The sequence below is a fragment of the Cupriavidus sp. KB_39 genome (assembly GCF_052114485.1).
Taxonomy (GTDB): Bacteria; Pseudomonadota; Gammaproteobacteria; order Burkholderiales; family Burkholderiaceae; genus Cupriavidus.
Genome location: NZ_JBFREV010000011.1, coordinates 103,502 through 118,757, shown reverse-complemented (window position 1 = coordinate 118,757; position 15,256 = coordinate 103,502). Strand labels below are relative to the sequence as shown.

Sequence of the window (15,256 nt, the reverse complement as noted above, 5' to 3'; positions counted from 1 at the left end):
TTACTCCGCCTTGGCCCCCGAGTCCTTGGCCACCTTGGTCCACTTGACGGTCTCGGTCTTGATGAAGCCGGCGAGCTGCGGCGGCGTCATGTCGCCGGCGGTCACGCCCTGTTCCTCGAAGCGCTTCTGCACGTCCGGCTGCTTCAGCACCTTGGCCAGCTCGGCGCTCATGCGCTGGCGCACGGCCTCGGGCGTGCCGTGCGGCGCCATCAGCGCGTACCACGTGGTCACTTCGTAGCCCGGCACGCCGCTTTCCGCCACGGTCGGCACGCCCGGATAGGCCGCCGAGCGCTTGGCCGTGGTCACCGCCAGCGCCTTCACCTTGCCGCTCTTCACATGCGGATTGGCCGACGGACTGGTCTCGATGGCCATCTGGATCTGGCCGGCGATCAGGTCSGTCATCATCGGCGCGCCGCCCTTRTACGGCACGTGGGCGATGTCGGTGCCGGTGGCCGCGCGGAACAGCTCGCCCGAGAGGTGCTCGGTGCTGCCGATGCCCGCCGAGCCGTAGTTCACCTTGCCCGGATGCGCCTTGATATAGGCGATCAGCTCCTGCACGGTCTTGGCCGGAATCGACGGATTGACCAGCAGCACGTTCGGCGTCAGCGCCACCATGCCGATCGGTTCCAGGTCTTTCTGGAAGTCGTACGGCAGGGTCTTGTAGATGCCCGGCGCCATGGTGTGGGCGACGGTGGCCAGCAGGAAGGTGTAGCCGTCCGGATTGGCGCGCGCCACGATGGACCCGCCAATGGTGCCGCCCGCGCCGGGGCGGTTGTCCACCACCATCGGCTGGCCCAGCGCCTCGCCCAGTTTCTGGCCCACGGCCCGGCCGATGATGTCGGTGGTGCCGCCCGAGGCGAAAGGCACGACCAGCGTGATCGGCTTGGACGGCCAGCTATCGGCGGCGAAGGTGGGGATGGCAGGGAGGGCGGCAAGGGTGGCGGCGGCGCCAAGGCAGGCCTTGAGCACGGCACGGCGCGGCATGCGGATGGTCATGCGGGTCTCCGGGGGATTTTCTGGATATGTAATCCCCCCACTGTACTGAGACGTCCGCRTCACAACCAGCCCCACGCCGGCGGGAGGTCTTCAGGATTTGTGAAGGGTCGCCCCGGGCCAGCGGCCCGCCGTTACCAGCCCGCGCGCCACGCTGTCCAGCACGCTGCGGGCGGCCAGGCCGGCCGGGGACAGTTCGTCGTCGGACAGGCTGACCAGCAGGTTGGGCCGGCGCACGCCCGCATCGGCAATCTCGATCAGCACCAGCGGCTCGCCCAGATGCCGCGCCACGGCCGCGCCGGGCTGGATGGTCGCCCCGAGGCCGGCRCGCACCGCATCCATCAGCACGGCCAGTCCGTCGATCTCCGCCACCACGTTGAGAGAGCGCTCACTACGCGCGAAGGCCGCGTTCAGCACCGCGCGCAGSCCGTGSGCGTTGCTGGGCAGGATCAGCGGCAGGCYGTCGAGTGCCTCCAGATGCACCGGATCGGTGGTCGGCAGGCCCGGCTGGTCCGGCCGGGCGATCACGAACAGCCGTTCCTCCAGCAGCGGCACCACGCTCCAGCGCTGGCCGGGTTCGAGCTGGAACAGCACGGCGAGGTCAAGCTGGCGCGCGCCGATCATCGTGGCGAGGTTGCCCGAGAGGCTCTCCACCAGATGCAGGCGGATGTCCGGGTAGCGCTCGCGCATGGCCAGCATGAACGGCGGGCCCATGACGGAGAGTGTGCTCGGCGCCATGCCCACGCTGACATGGCCCGAGAGGCGCGCGGTGCGCGCGGCGCGGGCGGCGTCATCGGCATGGCGCAGCGCCAGTTGGGCCTGGCGCCAGAAGGCGAGCCCGGCGTCGGTCGGCACCACGCCGGTGGAGGTGCGCTGGAGCAGCCGCGTGGACAGTTCGCTTTCGAGCCGGCTGATCTGCTGGCTCAGCGCGGACGTGACCACGCCCAGCCGCTGGGCCGCCTGGCCCATGCTGCCCAACTCCACCACATGCACGAAGTAGCGCAATTGGCGCAATTCCATCGTCTTCATCCCAGATCTGTCACGCGGAGCCGGTATTGTGCCTGTGCCGGGCCGCCTGGGCGGACAAAGCGGGCCAGGATCACCAAACTTCACAGAAGTCATCCATACGCTGGTTGACCGAGCGTCCATACTGGATAAGCATGTAGGCAACCCCTGCGCAGGACCCACCTTCCACCCAAGGTATCCACCGGAGCTTTCCACCATGAACAGCCTTCCACCGACGCTGTGGTCTTTCCCCGCTTTTTCGTTCCAGGGCGCCTACGCGCTGGACGACAAGATGATCGAGAACTGGCGCAAGATGATGGGCCTGAACGCCGATTTCGCGAAATCCTGGATGGATGAAGCCCAGTTCGACTGGGCCTCCTGCTTCATGCCGCAAGACCCCGAGGAACTGTACGCGCGGCAGTGGACCAACCAGATGCCCTTCTTCTCGATCCCGATGCACTACGCCACCGCCATGCTGGAGCAAGGCGCGGCCATGCAGCGCGCCTGGCTCGACAACTGGGGCCGCATGTTCGGCATGTTCGGTATGCCGACGCTGCTGCCCGCGATGCCGGTGATGCCCGACATCGCCGCCGTGGCGACATCCGAAGGGGACATCGTCGACGTACCGGCCGTYGCCGTGCGCGAGACCCCGCGCAAGGGCAAAAGTGTCTGAAAACCGTCACTGAAGCCGACAGGTTCCCCGGGCTTTACACGGTATTTTCTGCAACGCACGGCCCTGACGCGACGTTTGCATCACAAATTGATCGGCACGATTGATGCGTCTACTGTTTAGTCAGTATGCTGATCGAGACACAAAGCGCCACCTGCCCGATGGCTTATAAAGCTGTTGAGGGCGCAGTCGAGGCAGGTATCTGAATCGCGCCCCATCCCGCGAGGCCCTTATGAGCAAGACCCTTATCTCCAGCATCTTCGTCGCCGCCGCTGCCATCGTCGCGATGCCGCTGGCCCACGCCCAGCAAAAGCCCGTGGACCCGTACACGCAAGGTGCCAAGGTCGGCAAGCCCGAYCCGTACACCGACGGTGCCAAGTCCGGCAAGTTCGATCCGTACACGGATGGCGCGAAGTCGTCGACCAAGACCGACCTGGCGCCGAGCAAGCCGGACCCGTACACCTCGGGCGCCAAGAGCGGCAAGCCCGACCCGTACCTGGACGGCGCCAAGACCGGCAAGCCTGATCCGTACACCGACGGCGCCAAGAAGTAAGGCGAACCGTCAGGCGGCAAGCCAGCCGCCCGTGACATCCGGCGCCTGATACCCGGAATGCCCGGCACGCCCGCAAGGACGTGCCGGGCTATTTTTTTATCCTCCATCGTGCGGTGGATTTGCTCATCGCGGGCAGGCCATTCAGAATAGCGCTTCGTCCGGCTCGCCCCCGCCGGCGAGGAATCCATCTTGACTAGCCGCGCCCCTGCCGTCAAAGCCGACCCACCGGTCGCCTTTGGTCCGTTTACGCTGCATATCGCGCAGCGCCTTTTGCTGGAGTCCGGCCGCCCCGTGCGGTTGGGTGCGCGTGCGCGCAGCATCCTCGCCGCGCTGGTCGAACGTGCCGGCGAGGTAGTGAGCAAGGCCGCGCTGATCGCCTATGCCTGGCCCGACGGCGATGCCGAGGAAGCCACGCTGCGCGTGCACATGGGTGCGCTGCGCAAGGTGCTCGGCGATGGCCAGGGCGGCACGCGCTACATCGCCAGCGTGGCCGGACGCGGCTACTGCTTCGTCGCGCCGGTGGCACGCGCCACCGCCGAAGGTGCGCCCGGCGCACTCCCGGCAGCCCCCGCCCATGACGCCCACCTCCCCGCCCGCGTGACCCGCGTCATCGGCCGGGAAACCCTGATCGCCGCGCTCGCCCAGAGCCTGCCGCAGCGGCGCCTGCTCACGCTGTGCGGCGCGGGCGGCATGGGCAAGACCACCATCGCGCTGGCCATGGCCGAACGGCTGCTGCCGGACTATGCGGACGGCGTGCGCTTCGTGGACCTTGGCCGCGTKGCCGACCCGGGACTGGTGGACGCCGCGCTGGCCGCCACGCTCGGCATGACGGCCGGCCCCACCGCGCGCGCGGCGCTGGTGGATGCGCTGCGGCACCGGCGCATGCTGATCGTGCTGGACAGTTGCGAGCAYGTGATCGACGCCGTGGCCCTGCTGGTACTGGCGCTGCTGCAGGGGGCGCCGGACGTCCACCTGCTCGTCACCAGCCGCGAGCCGCTGCAATGCGAGGGCGAATGGGTCCAACGCGTGCCGCCGCTCGCCCTGCCCTCCCCGCGCAACGAAATCAGCGCCGACGAGGCGATGCGCTACCCGGCCGTGCAGCTATTCGTSGAGCGCGCCATCCACAGCGCCGACACCTTCCAGCTRCCGGACGCCGACGCGCCCGGCGTGGTCATGCTCTGCGCCAGCCTCGACGGCATGCCGCTGGCCATCGAACTGGCCGCCGCGCACGTGGAGACCTTCGGCGTCGCCCATCTGCGCCGGCTGCTGGACGACCGCTTCCAGATGTCGGCGTACAACAGCGACATCGTGCAGCCCCGCCACCGCACCCTGCGCGCGCTGCTGGACTGGAGCTACGACGTGCTGCCCGCCACCGAGCGCGTCGTGCTGACGCGGCTGGCCGTGTTCACCGGCGAATTCACGCTGGCCTGGGCGCGCGCGGTACTGGTGGACGCCGAGGTCAGCCGGGGCGATGTGGACACCGGCATCGCGTCGATGGTCGCCAAGTCGCTGGTCAGCGTGGATGCCAGCGAAGGCGTGGTGCGCTACCGGCTGCTCGCCACCACGCGCGCCTATGCGCTGGAACGGCTGGCCCGGGACGGCGCGCTCCGCGACCTCCAGGCCCGCCATGCGCTGCACTGGCGCGATGCACTGCGCGCCACCTGGACCGACGARCCGACGCTGACGCAGGCCGAATGGGCCGCGCGCTACGGCAACGCCATCGACGACGTGCGGGCCGCCATCGGCTGGGCGCTCTCCCCGGACGGCGACGCCGCCCTGGGCGCCACGCTGATCATCGCCGCGCTGCCGCTGGGCTACTTCCTCTCCCGTCTCGACGAATTCTGCGGCTACGCAGCGCGCGCGCTGGCGCTGGCCGACGAGGGCGCCGCCCCGCTCGACCCCACGCTGACCACGCGGCTGCGCGTGGCGCTGGGCACGCTGATCTATCACACGCGCGGCGTGGCCGCCGGCGCCGAAGACGCCTACCAGCGCGCGCTGCGCGACGCCACCGCGCTGGCGCAGCCAGGGGCGCAATCGGGCCCGCAACAGCAGGCGCTGGCCGGCATCGGCATGATCGCGCTGGCTTCTGGCGACTACGCCGCCGGGCGGCGCCACGCCGAGACCATGTGCGCACTGGCCGATCAGGACGGCGATGCGATGGCCCGCCTGTGGGCCGAACACACGCTGGCGCTGGCCCACCACTATCTGGGCGACCACGCCACGGCGCGGCATCTCGCGCGGCACGTGCGCACCCATCCGAGCCCGCTGGTGCGGCCCGTGGACAACCTCACCGCGCTGGTGGACCGCCGCGTCTGCATGCGCATCGTCGAGGCGCGCACGCTGTGGATCGAGGGCTACGCGGACAGCGCCGCGTCGCTGGTCGCCCAGTGCGTGGAAGACGCGCTGACCGACATGCCGCTGGCACTGGCGCAGGCGCTGGCATTCGCGGCCTGCCCGATCGCGCTGTGGCGCGGCGACGAGACCGCACTGGCCGACTACGCCAACCGGCTGCGCGAGCACTCGTTGCAGCACGCGCTGGTGGCGTGGCACGGCTGGGTGGAGATGCTCGACGGCGCGCTCGCGCTGCGCGACGATGCGCCGGGTGCCGTCGACACCGACGCGCACCATCGCCTGCAAGCCCGGATCACGCACACCGGCGGCAAGCAGGCCGATCTCTACGCCACCTTCGGCGCCCGCTTCGTGACGCCGCTGGCCATCACGCGCGCGACGGCGGGCAAGTCCGGCTGGTGCATGGCCGAAGTGCGGCGCGTGGCCGCCGAGGCGCACCCGCATCGGCACACGCACGCRGGCCGGYTGGCCGCCGCATCGGCGTTCGAGGACGCGTTGGACGTGGCCCACGCCCAAGGCGCACGCGCCTGGGCGCTGCGCGCCGCCACCAGCCTCGCCCGGGTGCGCCATGAACTGGGCGAYGCTGACGACAGCACGCGCGCGGCTGAGTTGCTCGCGTCGATCTGCGCACGCATGCCCGAAGGACACGCCACGCGCGACTACCGGACCGCGCAGGCTGCGCTGGCGGATTGCGCCGCGATGCCGGCCATCGCACCCGAAGCCGACGCGGCGACCACGCAGGCACGCGCATGATCATGGCGAATACGGACCCTGACAGCGCGGCCGGGCGCGCGTACCGCTTTGGCGCCTTCCTGCTACGGCCCGCGCGGCGCGAGCTGCTGGCGGACGGCGTGCCGGTGACGCTGGGCAGCCGCGCCTTCGACCTCCTCGCCGCGCTGGTCGAGCACGCCGGGCAGGTCGTTTCCCGCGATGCGCTGACCGCGGTGGCGTGGCCGCGCATGGTCGTGGAGGACAGCAGCCTGCGCGTGCAGATCGCCCATTTGCGGCGCGTGCTGGGCCCGGAAGGGCCGGGCATCGTCACGGTGCCGGGTCAGGGCTATCGCTTCGACGGCGTGGTGCAGGTCGTGGACGAGGGGGCCGCGCCAGCGGCGCAGGTCATACCGGCCGCGCGCGTGCTGCCGCGCCGCCTCACCGCCATCATCGGGCGCGATGCCGAGGTGGCCCGCGTGCAGGCGGCGGTCCAGCCGGGGCGAGTTGTCACCCTGGTCGGCATCGGCGGCATCGGCAAGACCACCGTGGCGCTGGCCGCCACCGAGCGGCTGGCGGGGGACTATGCCGATGGGATCTGCTACCTGGACCTCGGCACGCTGCCCGACCCCGTACAGGGTCTCGCCGCCGCGTTCGGCGCGGCGCGGATGGACGCGCTCGGCCACGCCATGGCCGGCCATCGGCTGCTGGTGGTGCTGGACGGCTGCGACTACGCACCGGAAGCCGTGGCCGCCCTGCTCGCGCAACTGGCGCAGGCGCCCGGCGTGGCGGTACTGGCCACGAGCCGCCACCCGCTCGGCGCCGCCGCCGAACACCGCCTGCGGCTGCCGCCGCTGGACCTGCCTCCTGAGGGAGAGATCGAGATCGACGCGCCCCGGGCGCTGACCTTCGGCGCGGTGCAGCTATTCGCCTCCCGCGCGCAGGCCAGCGGGGCCGGCTACACGCTGACCGACCGCGACGCCCCGGTCGTAGCCGCGCTCTGCCGGCGACTCGACGGCCTGCCGCTGGCCATCGAACTGGCCGCCGGCTGCGTCGACGCGTTCGGCGTGCTCGGCCTGCTCGACCAGGCCGACGATCGATTCAACCTGCTCGAAGCCCGCCGCCGCAGCCCGCAGGAACGCCAGCGCTCGCTGCGGGCGTCGCTGGATTGGAGTTACACCCGGCTGTCCGCCCCAGCGCAGACCGCGCTGCAACGGCTGTCGGTGCTCGACGGGACGTTCACGCTGGCGTCCGCCACGGCAGCCATCGGCGCGGATGGCATCGACAACGCGGCAGCAGCGGACCTGCTGGAAGCGCTGGTGGCGCAGTCGCTCGTATCGCCGGAAGCCACCGATGACGGCCCGCGCTTCCGCCTGTCCGCCATGGTCCGCGCCTACGCGCGCGAGCGGCTGCGGGCCGTTACTTCGCCTCGATAGACTGGTAGGTGGAGACGTAGGTCGCGTCCGCGTAGACCCACGAGCGTATGAGGTTGATGCGCATGTCTTCGACATAAGACATGGTGTACCGGCGGCTGGTTTCGGCGCCCTCGGTCTCCGTGCAGATCATGTCGATGGCCATGCCGGTTAGCGTGGGCAGGATCTGGCTTGCCGCGTAGCGCCCGCCGGTCCGGCAAACCACCTTCGCCAGCTTCGGCGCGCCCGACACCTCCCCGCGCCACGACGATACGGAGAACGTCATCCGGGCATCGGGCTTCACGGTGGCGGGACGCTGCGCCGGCTCGTTCAGCATGACGTACTGGGGCGGCTCCATGGCTTTGGCGCCGTGCGTGTATTCCTGCTGTTTCATCGTCCACGGGAAGGTGTCCCCGAGGTAGAAGTTGCCGTAATAGGGGACGTCTTCCGTCGTGCTCGCCTGCTGGAAACACTGGAGGATCGGCGCCTTGACCACGGAACACACCGACTTGATTTCGACAAAATCCGATCGTTCGCGGGTCTTGATCGAGAGAAACGAATGCGTCTCCAACTGCTTGAATGGCAGCTTGCCGCCGAGCGAGGTCAGTTGCTTGCGGAAAGCGGGAGGCATGGCGGAGAGGACGAAGTCCGCGTCGAGGACATCCTGGCTGCTCTTGAAAGGCGCGGGCAGCACAGCAGTCTTTGGGCGTTCGGCGCGCGCCCGCCCACCCAGCAGGAGGAGGACGAGATCATCGCGATCCGCTTCGTCGATCTGGTCGACCGCGACGCGTACGACGGCTTCGACAAAGCACGCCGCGTCCTCGTCGGAAAAGTCCTTCTGACCCAGATCGATCAGCTTCTGGGCGCCGCCAGGCATCTTGGCGGCAACCTCAAGTGTCTTGGCACCGAACGTGCGTTCCAGCGCCGCCGTGCGCTCGACTGTCAATCGCGTGTGGGGAACGCTTCTGGCTTCGGCCTGAAGGCCCAGGTAGAACACACGGTAGGCTGCATCCAGGTCGATCGGCGCCGCCTCGTCAATTGGCGCGTTGCGGCGGCACAGCAATGGCATGCCGCTCCGCAAATAGGACATCCGGTTCTGGCTGTCGAGGCGCATCAGGTTCCGCGTCATCTCGCAGTGGCGGCATCCCTCGCTGGCAACCCGGTTCAACCGCGACTGCAATTCCTCGTCAGTAAGCCCCTTCCTGATCTCCGCATCATCCTCCGCAGCCTCCAGCCATTTCCGGACCGCCGGATTGCCCGCCAACTGGCGATCCGCGCCTTCGCGGCTCAGGGCGGAATCGGTCATCGGGTGGCTGCCGGCGCCGGGCGCCGCGGCATCTTCCGCCGCGCCTGCCGTGTGCATGGCAAGGAAAGTCCAGACTGCAACAAACAGCAACTGCAGGGCACGTCGTGTGAGCGTCATGATGGGAGGGAAGGTGCGGCGACTCGCCGAATTGGAGCGAGACCGTAGCACCGACGCCCCATCATGTCGCGGATGGCGAAGGAGGGTGTGTTGCGACCCGCCAACGCAGGACGCAGCGCCTGCTTTAGCAGGCTAGGTGAGCGCTGACTATCGGCGGGGCATGACCCCTCACCCCAACGTTCGCCTCGCCGCAGCCTGGATCGCTTGCACGGCCGCCGCGGTCATGACGCCCATCGCCAATACGCCCAGCGCGCCGAGGGCCACGGCGAGGAAGCGGCCCAGGGGGGTGGTCGGGACGACGTCGCCGAAGCCGATCGTCAGCGACGTAATCGCACAGAAATACAAGGTGCCGCCGAGCGACGCTGGCGACCGGCTGCCCGCGTCGACCGGGCCGCCGACGTAGTACATCGCCAGCGACAGCAGGACGAACAGCACGCTGAGGAAAATCAGGATCGAGCGCAATTGCCACAGCACGGCGGTGAATTCGGCAATGGCGTGGCGGGGGCGGATGGGTAGCTGCCCGGATTCGTTGCGGATGGTGGCCATAAGCGGTGGACTCCCTGGCAAGGTGCGGCGAAGGCCGCGCTAGTCCATGTTAGGTCCCGGATCAGCCCGCCGTGCGCTTCAGTCGCGTCGTGACCGAAAAGGTTTCCGCCGGATGGATGGTCACGGACACCTCGAAGGTGTCGCCGGCCTCGTCGATATAGCGGCGCACGATCTTCAGCACCGCCGCCCCCGGCTCCAGCCCCAGCGCGCGGCCGATGCGCGGGTCCGCCAGCGTGGTGGCGCGCACGTCCTGCTCGATCTCGGCAATCGGCCGCCCATGGCGCGACTCGATCAGGGCGCTGACCAGCACGTCGGGCGTGTCGCGCACGATCGGGCCGATGTCCGCGTAGGCGCTATCTATATAGATATCGGTCCAGGCCATGGGCGCGGCGCTGGCACCGTCGTCCAGCCGCACGCTGGAGATGCGCAGCCAGCGGGTGTCCGGCGCGCCGCCCAGGTCGGCCGCCACTTCTGGCGGCGCCGCCACGGTCTCCACCGACTGCACCACGCGCCGGTGCGCCTCGCCGAACTGCATGAGGTCTTCCACCGAGGCCAGCGTCGGTTTGAACACGGCCCGGGGCCGCGCGGCCTCCACGCGGGTGCCCACGTTCTTGCGGCGCGACACCAGCCCCATGTCCTGCAGGGACTGCAGCACCGCCCGGATGGTGTAGCGGCTGGCCTGGAACTGCTCGCACAGCGCGAATTCGGTCGGCAGCAGCGTGCCCACGGGGAATTGGCCCGTGGTGATGCCATCCAGCAGTTCGCGGGTGATCTCCGCTGCGTTTGTTTTACTCATAAAGGCCCGTTACATCACTGGATTGGCGCGGTGCGGCATGGCTGACGGCACACGGGTGGACGCCCCGGGTTTACGTCTATTTCGCAAATATGTTCGAACATATTTAATAGTCGATATGTTCGAACATATCTGAGATCCCATCAGCATGCCACAAGGTCGCACCATGCCCAACATTTCGATTCCCGCCGCCAGTACCGTTGTCGACTCCGCGCTGTTCCGCGACGCCTTCGGCACGGCGGCCATGCGCGAGATCTTCTCCGATGGCGCGCTGGTCCAGCGCTACATCGACGTCGAGATCGCCCTCGCCCGGGCCGAAGCCCGCGTCGGCGTGATTCCGGCCGATGCCGCCGAGACCATCGCCAGCGCCTCGCGCCTCGATCGCATCGACTTCGACCACATGCGCGAGGAAACCGACATTGTCGGCTATCCGATCCTCCCGCTGGTGCACCAGCTCGTGGAAATGTGCGGCGATGCCGGCCGGTACGTCCACTGGGGCGCCACCACGCAGGACATCATGGACACCGCCGTGGCCCTCCAGGTGCGCGACGCGCTGGACAGCATCGACGCCGATATCCGCACCCTGCGCGGCATCCTGGCCGACCTGGCTGCCCGGCACCGCGACACCCCGATGGCCGGCCGCACCCACTTGCAGCAGGCCCTGCCGGTGACCTTCGGCTACAAGGTGGCGATCTGGCTGGCGATGTTCGACCGCCACCAGCAGCGCCTGGCCGAGCTGCGTCCGCGCGTGGCCATGGTGGAGTTCGCCGGGGCCGCCGGCACGCTGGCGTCGCTGGGCGACAAGGGCTTCGCCGTGCAGCAGGCACTGGCCGAGGAACTGGGCCTGGGTGTGCCTGCCACCACCTGGCACGTGGCGCGCGACGGCTTTGCCGAGGCAGTGAACCTGCTGGCGCTGGTCACCGGCTCGCTGGGCAAGATTGCGCTCGACATCATGATCATGGCGTCCACCGAGTTCGCCGAGGTCTACGAGCCCTTCGTCAAGGGGCGCGGCGCCAGCAGCACCATGCCGCAGAAGCGCAACCCGATTTCGAGCGAACTGATGCTCGCCGCCTCGAAGGCAGTGCGCCAGCACGCCGGGCTGATGGTCGATGCGATGGTGCAGGACTTCGAACGCGCCACCGGCCCGTGGCACGCCGAGTGGATCGCCATTCCCGAGAGTTTCATCCTGACGGCCGGCGCGCTGCACCAGGCGAAGTTCGCGCTGGGCGGGCTGATCGTCGACGTGCCGCGCATGGCCCACAACCTCGGCATCACCAAGGGGCTGATCGTCGCCGAGGCCGTGATGATGCGCATGGCGCCCCACATCGGCCGCCAGCAGGCGCACGACGTGGTCTACGACGCCTGCCGCACCGTCAACGAGCAGGGCGGCACGCTGGCCGAGGCCCTGCTGGCGCTGCCGGCCGTGACCGAGCACTTCGACCGCGCCGCCATCGCACACATGGTGGACCCCGCCAATTACCTCGGCCTGGCGCCGCAGATGGTCGACCGGGCCATCGCGCTGTCCGGCGAAGTGGCCTGAGCCCTCCGGCCGGCGCCACGCACTRCTTTCCACACGATAAGACTGATTCAGGAGACAACCATGCACCGCTTCCCCACCTTCGTGCGCGGCGCGCTCGCCGCCGCCGCCCTGCTCACCGCCGTATCCGCCCAGGCCCAGAACTGGCCCACCAAGCCGATCACGTGGATCGTGCCGTTCGCGGCCGGCGGCCCCACCGACGCGCTGGCCCGCAACATCGCCGAGCGCGTGGGGCGCGAAGTCGGCCAGTCGATCATCATCGACAACTCGCCCGGTGCCGGCGGCACGGTCGGTGCGGCCAAGGCGGCCCGCGCGCCGGCGGACGGCTACACCATGYTGGTGGGGCAYATGGGSTACATGGGCGCGGCGCCGGCGCTCTACAAGAAGCTGCCGTACGACCCGGTCARGGACTTCGCGCCGGTGTTCCGCTTCCCGGACACGCCGATGGTGCTGATGGTGCGCAAGGACCATCCGGCCAAGGACGTGAAGGCGTTCGTCGAATATGGCAAGCAGCATCCGGGCAAGCTGTTCATCAGCAACGCCGGCATGGGCTCCACCTCGCACCTGATTGCGGCGATGTTTGCGTCGGCGGCGGGGATCAAGGTATCGCTGGTGCCCTACAAGGGCGCCGGYCCGGCGCTGATCGATGTGATTGGCGGGCAGGTCGATGGCATGTTCGACCAGACCAACACGGCGCTGCCGCAGATCACGGAATCGAAAGTCCGTGCGCTGGCGGTGACCTCGGCATCGCGGGTGGGCCAGCTCAAGGACGTGCCGACGCTGGCCGAAACCGTGATACCCGGCTTCGAGGCCGCGACGTGGTACGGCATCTACGCGCCGAAGGGCACGCCGCAGCCGGTCATCGACAAGATGCAGGCCGCCTACCTGAAGGTGATGCACGACAAGGCGTTCACTGACCGCCTGTCGGCGCAGGCCATCCAGATGCTGCCGGCTGACAAGTACACGGCCAGCGCGCTGGGCAAGCACACCGAGGCGGAAGTGGCGCGCTGGAAGGTGCTCGCCGCCAAGGCCAATATTTCGCTGGACTGAGCGCCATGACAACGTCCCGGGTGGAGCRTGACGCCTTCGGCCCCGTCGATATCCCGGCGGACCGCTACTGGGGCGCCCAGACCCAGCGCGCGCTGGCCGTCTTCGGCATCGGCAGCGAGCGCTTTCCGGACTGCCTGATCCACGCCTTCGGCCTGCACAAGATGGCGGCGGCCGTTGCCAACCAGCAGYGCGGRGCGCTGGAGGCGGAGATGGCGGCGGCCATCGTCGCCGCGGCGGCCGAAGTGCGCAGCGGCGCGTTCGATGCGCATTTCCCGCTCACGGTCTGGCAGACCGGCTCCGGCACGCAGACCAATATGAATGCGAACGAGGTGATCGCCAATCGGGCCAACGAGCGGCTGGGCCAGCCGTTGGGGACCAAGCAGCCGATCCATCCGAACGATCACGTCAACCGCTCGCAGTCATCGAACGACAGCTTTCCCACGGTGATGCACCTGAGCGCGGTGCTGGAACTCGAAGACCGGCTGCTGCCGGCGATGGCCGCGCTGCGCGACAGCCTTCAGGCGCGCGCGACGGACTTCGCGGACATCCTGAAGCTGGCCCGCACCCACCTGATGGATGCCGTGCCGACCACGCTGGGCCGCGCCTTCGAGGGGTTCGCCGCGCAGATCGGGCACGGCATCGCGCGTATCGAGGGGACCCTGCCGCGCCTGCTGATGCTGCCGCAGGGCGGCACGGCGGCGGGCACCGGGCTCAACGCCCCGCCCGGCTTCGCGGAGGCGTTCTGTGCGGAGGTAAGCCGCCTGACCGGCCTGCCGTTCCAGCCCAATCCTTGCAAGGTGGAAGGCATGGCCGCGCACGACGCCCTGCTGGAGTTGTCCGGCGTGCTGAACGTGATTGCGGCGTCGTGCATCAAGATCGCCAACGACCTGCGCTGGATGAGTTCCGGGCCGAACTGCGGCCTCGGCGAGCTGGTGATGCCCGAGGACGGGCTCACCTCGTCGATCATGCCGGGCAAGCGCAATCCGACCATCGCCGAAGTCATGGTGCAGGCCGGCATGCAGGTAGCCGGCAACCATGTGACGGTGACCATGGCCGGCGCCTCGGGCAGCTTCGAGCTGAACGTGGCCAAGCCGGTGCTGATCTACAACGTCCTCCAGTCCATCCGCCTGCTGGCCGACAGTGCGAACACCGTGGCCGAACGGGTCATCCCCGGGCTGGCGCCGGACCGCGCGCGGCTGGCGCGCCAGCTCGACAGCCCGCTGCTGGCAGCCACCGCGCTGAACCCGGTGATCGGCTACGACCAGGCGGCACGCATCGTGCGCCACGCCATGGCGTACGGCATGGCGCCGCGCGAGGCCGCCATCGCACTGGGTATCCTGCGTGGCGAGGAATACGACCGGCTGGTCGATCTCGAACGCATGGCGCGCGGCGTGGCGTAGCCCCGGGGTGCCTCAGCAGCGATAGTCCCCGCCATCGCGATCCAGCAGGCGCAGCAGCGCCGTCCACTCGCGGTCCAGGTGCACCGTGTCGAGGTAGGCGTAGTCGTCGTGCTGCTTGGCGGCGTGCTCGCAGACCTCGGGCGACGGCAGGGTGACCTTCTGGCCCATCGACAGCGTCTGCACCTGGATCTCGCAGGCGCGRTTCAGGTAGAACATGCGCGTGAACGCCTCMGCCACSGAGCGGCCGGTGGTCAGCAGGCCGTGGTTGCGCAGGATCAGGTAGTTGGCGTCCTGCATCGATTTCACGATGCGCGAGCGCTCGTCCAGATCCAGCGAAATACCTTCGTAGTCGTGGTAGTTCACGCGGTTGTAAAACTGCATGCTGATCTGGTTCAGCGGCAGCAGGCCGCAYTCCAGCGCGGCGACGGCCATGCCGGCGTCCGTGTGCAGATGGACCACGCACTCCACGTCGTGGCGGCTCTGGTGCAGGGCGCTGTGGATCGTGAAGCCGGCGGCGTTGACCTCGAAGCGGCTATCGCCGATCGGCCGGCCTTCGGTATCGATCTTCACGAGGCACGACGCCGTGATCTCGTCGAAAAACCAGCCGTGCGGATTGATCAGGAACTGGTCCTGCGTGCCCGGCACGCGCACGGAGATGTGGGTGTAGATCAGGTCGGTGAGCTGGTACTTCGCGGCCAGCCGGTAGGCGGCGGCCAGTTGCACGCGCACCGCCCATTCTTCCTCGCTGATGTTGCGCGGCTTGCGGTTGCGGTGCGGGTCCGTGGTGGAAATCATGGTGGCGTCCTCTGGTGAAATC

General features: G+C 68.9%; 13 protein-coding genes. 7 read left to right on the top strand and 6 right to left on the bottom strand.

The features are described 5' to 3' along the window. Both AB4Z27_RS11440 and AB4Z27_RS11435 read right to left on the bottom strand, forming a co-directional pair. The gene (locus AB4Z27_RS11440; protein ID WP_092295533.1) at nt 1–996 is read right to left on the bottom strand and encodes a Bug family tripartite tricarboxylate transporter substrate binding protein; all 996 of its coding nucleotides are present in this window, start codon (nt 994–996) and stop codon (nt 1–3) included. A gap of 90 nt (nt 997–1,086) precedes the next feature. Beyond that, entirely contained in the window at nt 1,087–2,013 is a 927-nt protein-coding gene (locus AB4Z27_RS11435; RefSeq protein WP_441644494.1) for a LysR family transcriptional regulator, read from the bottom strand. 202 nt (nt 2,014–2,215) lie between these two features. On the opposite strand from AB4Z27_RS11435, the gene AB4Z27_RS11430 reads away from it, so the two are divergent. The 4 genes from AB4Z27_RS11430 (at nt 2,216) to AB4Z27_RS11415 (ending at nt 7,714) form a co-directional block, all read left to right on the top strand. Next, complete coding sequence (locus AB4Z27_RS11430) at nt 2,216–2,671, top strand: polyhydroxyalkanoate granule-associated phasin (protein WP_441592587.1); 456 nt, start codon at nt 2,216–2,218, stop codon at nt 2,669–2,671. A 229-nt stretch (nt 2,672–2,900) separates the two neighbouring features. After that, complete coding sequence (locus tag AB4Z27_RS11425; protein WP_441644493.1) at nt 2,901–3,221, top strand: hypothetical protein; 321 nt, start codon at nt 2,901–2,903, stop codon at nt 3,219–3,221. Nucleotides 3,222–3,410: 189 nt separating this feature from the next. After that, on the top strand, nt 3,411–6,323 hold the full coding sequence (locus AB4Z27_RS11420) for an ATP-binding protein (RefSeq protein WP_441644492.1): 2,913 nt from the start codon (nt 3,411–3,413) through the stop codon (nt 6,321–6,323). Nucleotides 6,324–6,325: 2 nt separating this feature from the next. Continuing rightward, a complete protein-coding gene (locus tag AB4Z27_RS11415) occupies nt 6,326–7,714 on the top strand; it encodes an ATP-binding protein (protein ID WP_441644491.1) in 1,389 nt (462 codons plus the stop codon). On the opposite strand, the gene AB4Z27_RS11410 is transcribed toward AB4Z27_RS11415, so the two are convergent. The 3 genes from AB4Z27_RS11410 to AB4Z27_RS11400 all read right to left on the bottom strand — a co-directional run bounded on the left by AB4Z27_RS11410 (nt 7,698) and on the right by AB4Z27_RS11400 (nt 10,455). Further along, nucleotides 7,698–9,113, bottom strand: a complete 1,416-nt coding sequence (locus tag AB4Z27_RS11410) for a hypothetical protein (RefSeq protein ID WP_092295548.1) — start codon at nt 9,111–9,113, stop codon at nt 7,698–7,700. The two genes, AB4Z27_RS11415 and AB4Z27_RS11410, sit on opposite strands and share 17 nt — an antisense overlap. A 168-nt stretch (nt 9,114–9,281) precedes the next feature. Further along, complete coding sequence (locus AB4Z27_RS11405) at nt 9,282–9,659, bottom strand: potassium channel family protein (protein WP_441592590.1); 378 nt, start codon at nt 9,657–9,659, stop codon at nt 9,282–9,284. A 61-nt stretch (nt 9,660–9,720) separates the two neighbouring features. Continuing rightward, entirely contained in the window at nt 9,721–10,455 is a 735-nt protein-coding gene (locus AB4Z27_RS11400) for a GntR family transcriptional regulator (RefSeq protein WP_441592591.1), read from the bottom strand. A gap of 163 nt (nt 10,456–10,618) precedes the next feature. Between AB4Z27_RS11400 and pcaB the strand changes: the two genes are divergently transcribed. From pcaB to AB4Z27_RS11385, 3 genes are read left to right on the top strand one after another with little or no spacing between them, the layout of a single operon-like run. Beyond that, nucleotides 10,619–11,992, top strand: coding sequence for a 3-carboxy-cis,cis-muconate cycloisomerase (gene pcaB / locus AB4Z27_RS11395; RefSeq protein WP_441592592.1), 1,374 nt, complete (start codon nt 10,619–10,621; stop codon nt 11,990–11,992). A 60-nt stretch (nt 11,993–12,052) separates the two neighbouring features. After that, nucleotides 12,053–13,039: a tripartite tricarboxylate transporter substrate-binding protein gene (locus tag AB4Z27_RS11390; protein ID WP_441644490.1), complete on the top strand. Its 987-nt coding sequence runs from the start codon at nt 12,053–12,055 to the stop codon at nt 13,037–13,039. A gap of 5 nt (nt 13,040–13,044) precedes the next feature. After that, complete coding sequence (locus AB4Z27_RS11385; protein ID WP_441644489.1) at nt 13,045–14,439, top strand: class II fumarate hydratase; 1,395 nt, start codon at nt 13,045–13,047, stop codon at nt 14,437–14,439. Between the two features lie 12 nt (nt 14,440–14,451). On the opposite strand, the gene AB4Z27_RS11380 is transcribed toward AB4Z27_RS11385, so the two are convergent. Further along, entirely contained in the window at nt 14,452–15,234 is a 783-nt protein-coding gene (locus AB4Z27_RS11380; RefSeq protein WP_441644488.1) for a class II aldolase/adducin family protein, read from the bottom strand. Nucleotides 15,235–15,256 lie beyond the last annotated feature (22 nt).

Coding starts and splice junctions, on each gene's coding strand:
- AB4Z27_RS11410 (WP_092295548.1), bottom strand. CDS start 9,113: ATGACGCTCACACGACGTGCCCTGCAGTTGCTGTTTGTTGCAGTCTGG.
- AB4Z27_RS11415 (WP_441644491.1), top strand. CDS start 6,326: ATGGCGAATACGGACCCTGACAGCGCGGCCGGGCGCGCGTACCGCTTT.
- pcaB (WP_441592592.1), top strand. CDS start 10,619: ATGCCCAACATTTCGATTCCCGCCGCCAGTACCGTTGTCGACTCCGCG.
- AB4Z27_RS11400 (WP_441592591.1), bottom strand. CDS start 10,455: ATGAGTAAAACAAACGCAGCGGAGATCACCCGCGAACTGCTGGATGGC.
- AB4Z27_RS11405 (WP_441592590.1), bottom strand. CDS start 9,659: ATGGCCACCATCCGCAACGAATCCGGGCAGCTACCCATCCGCCCCCGC.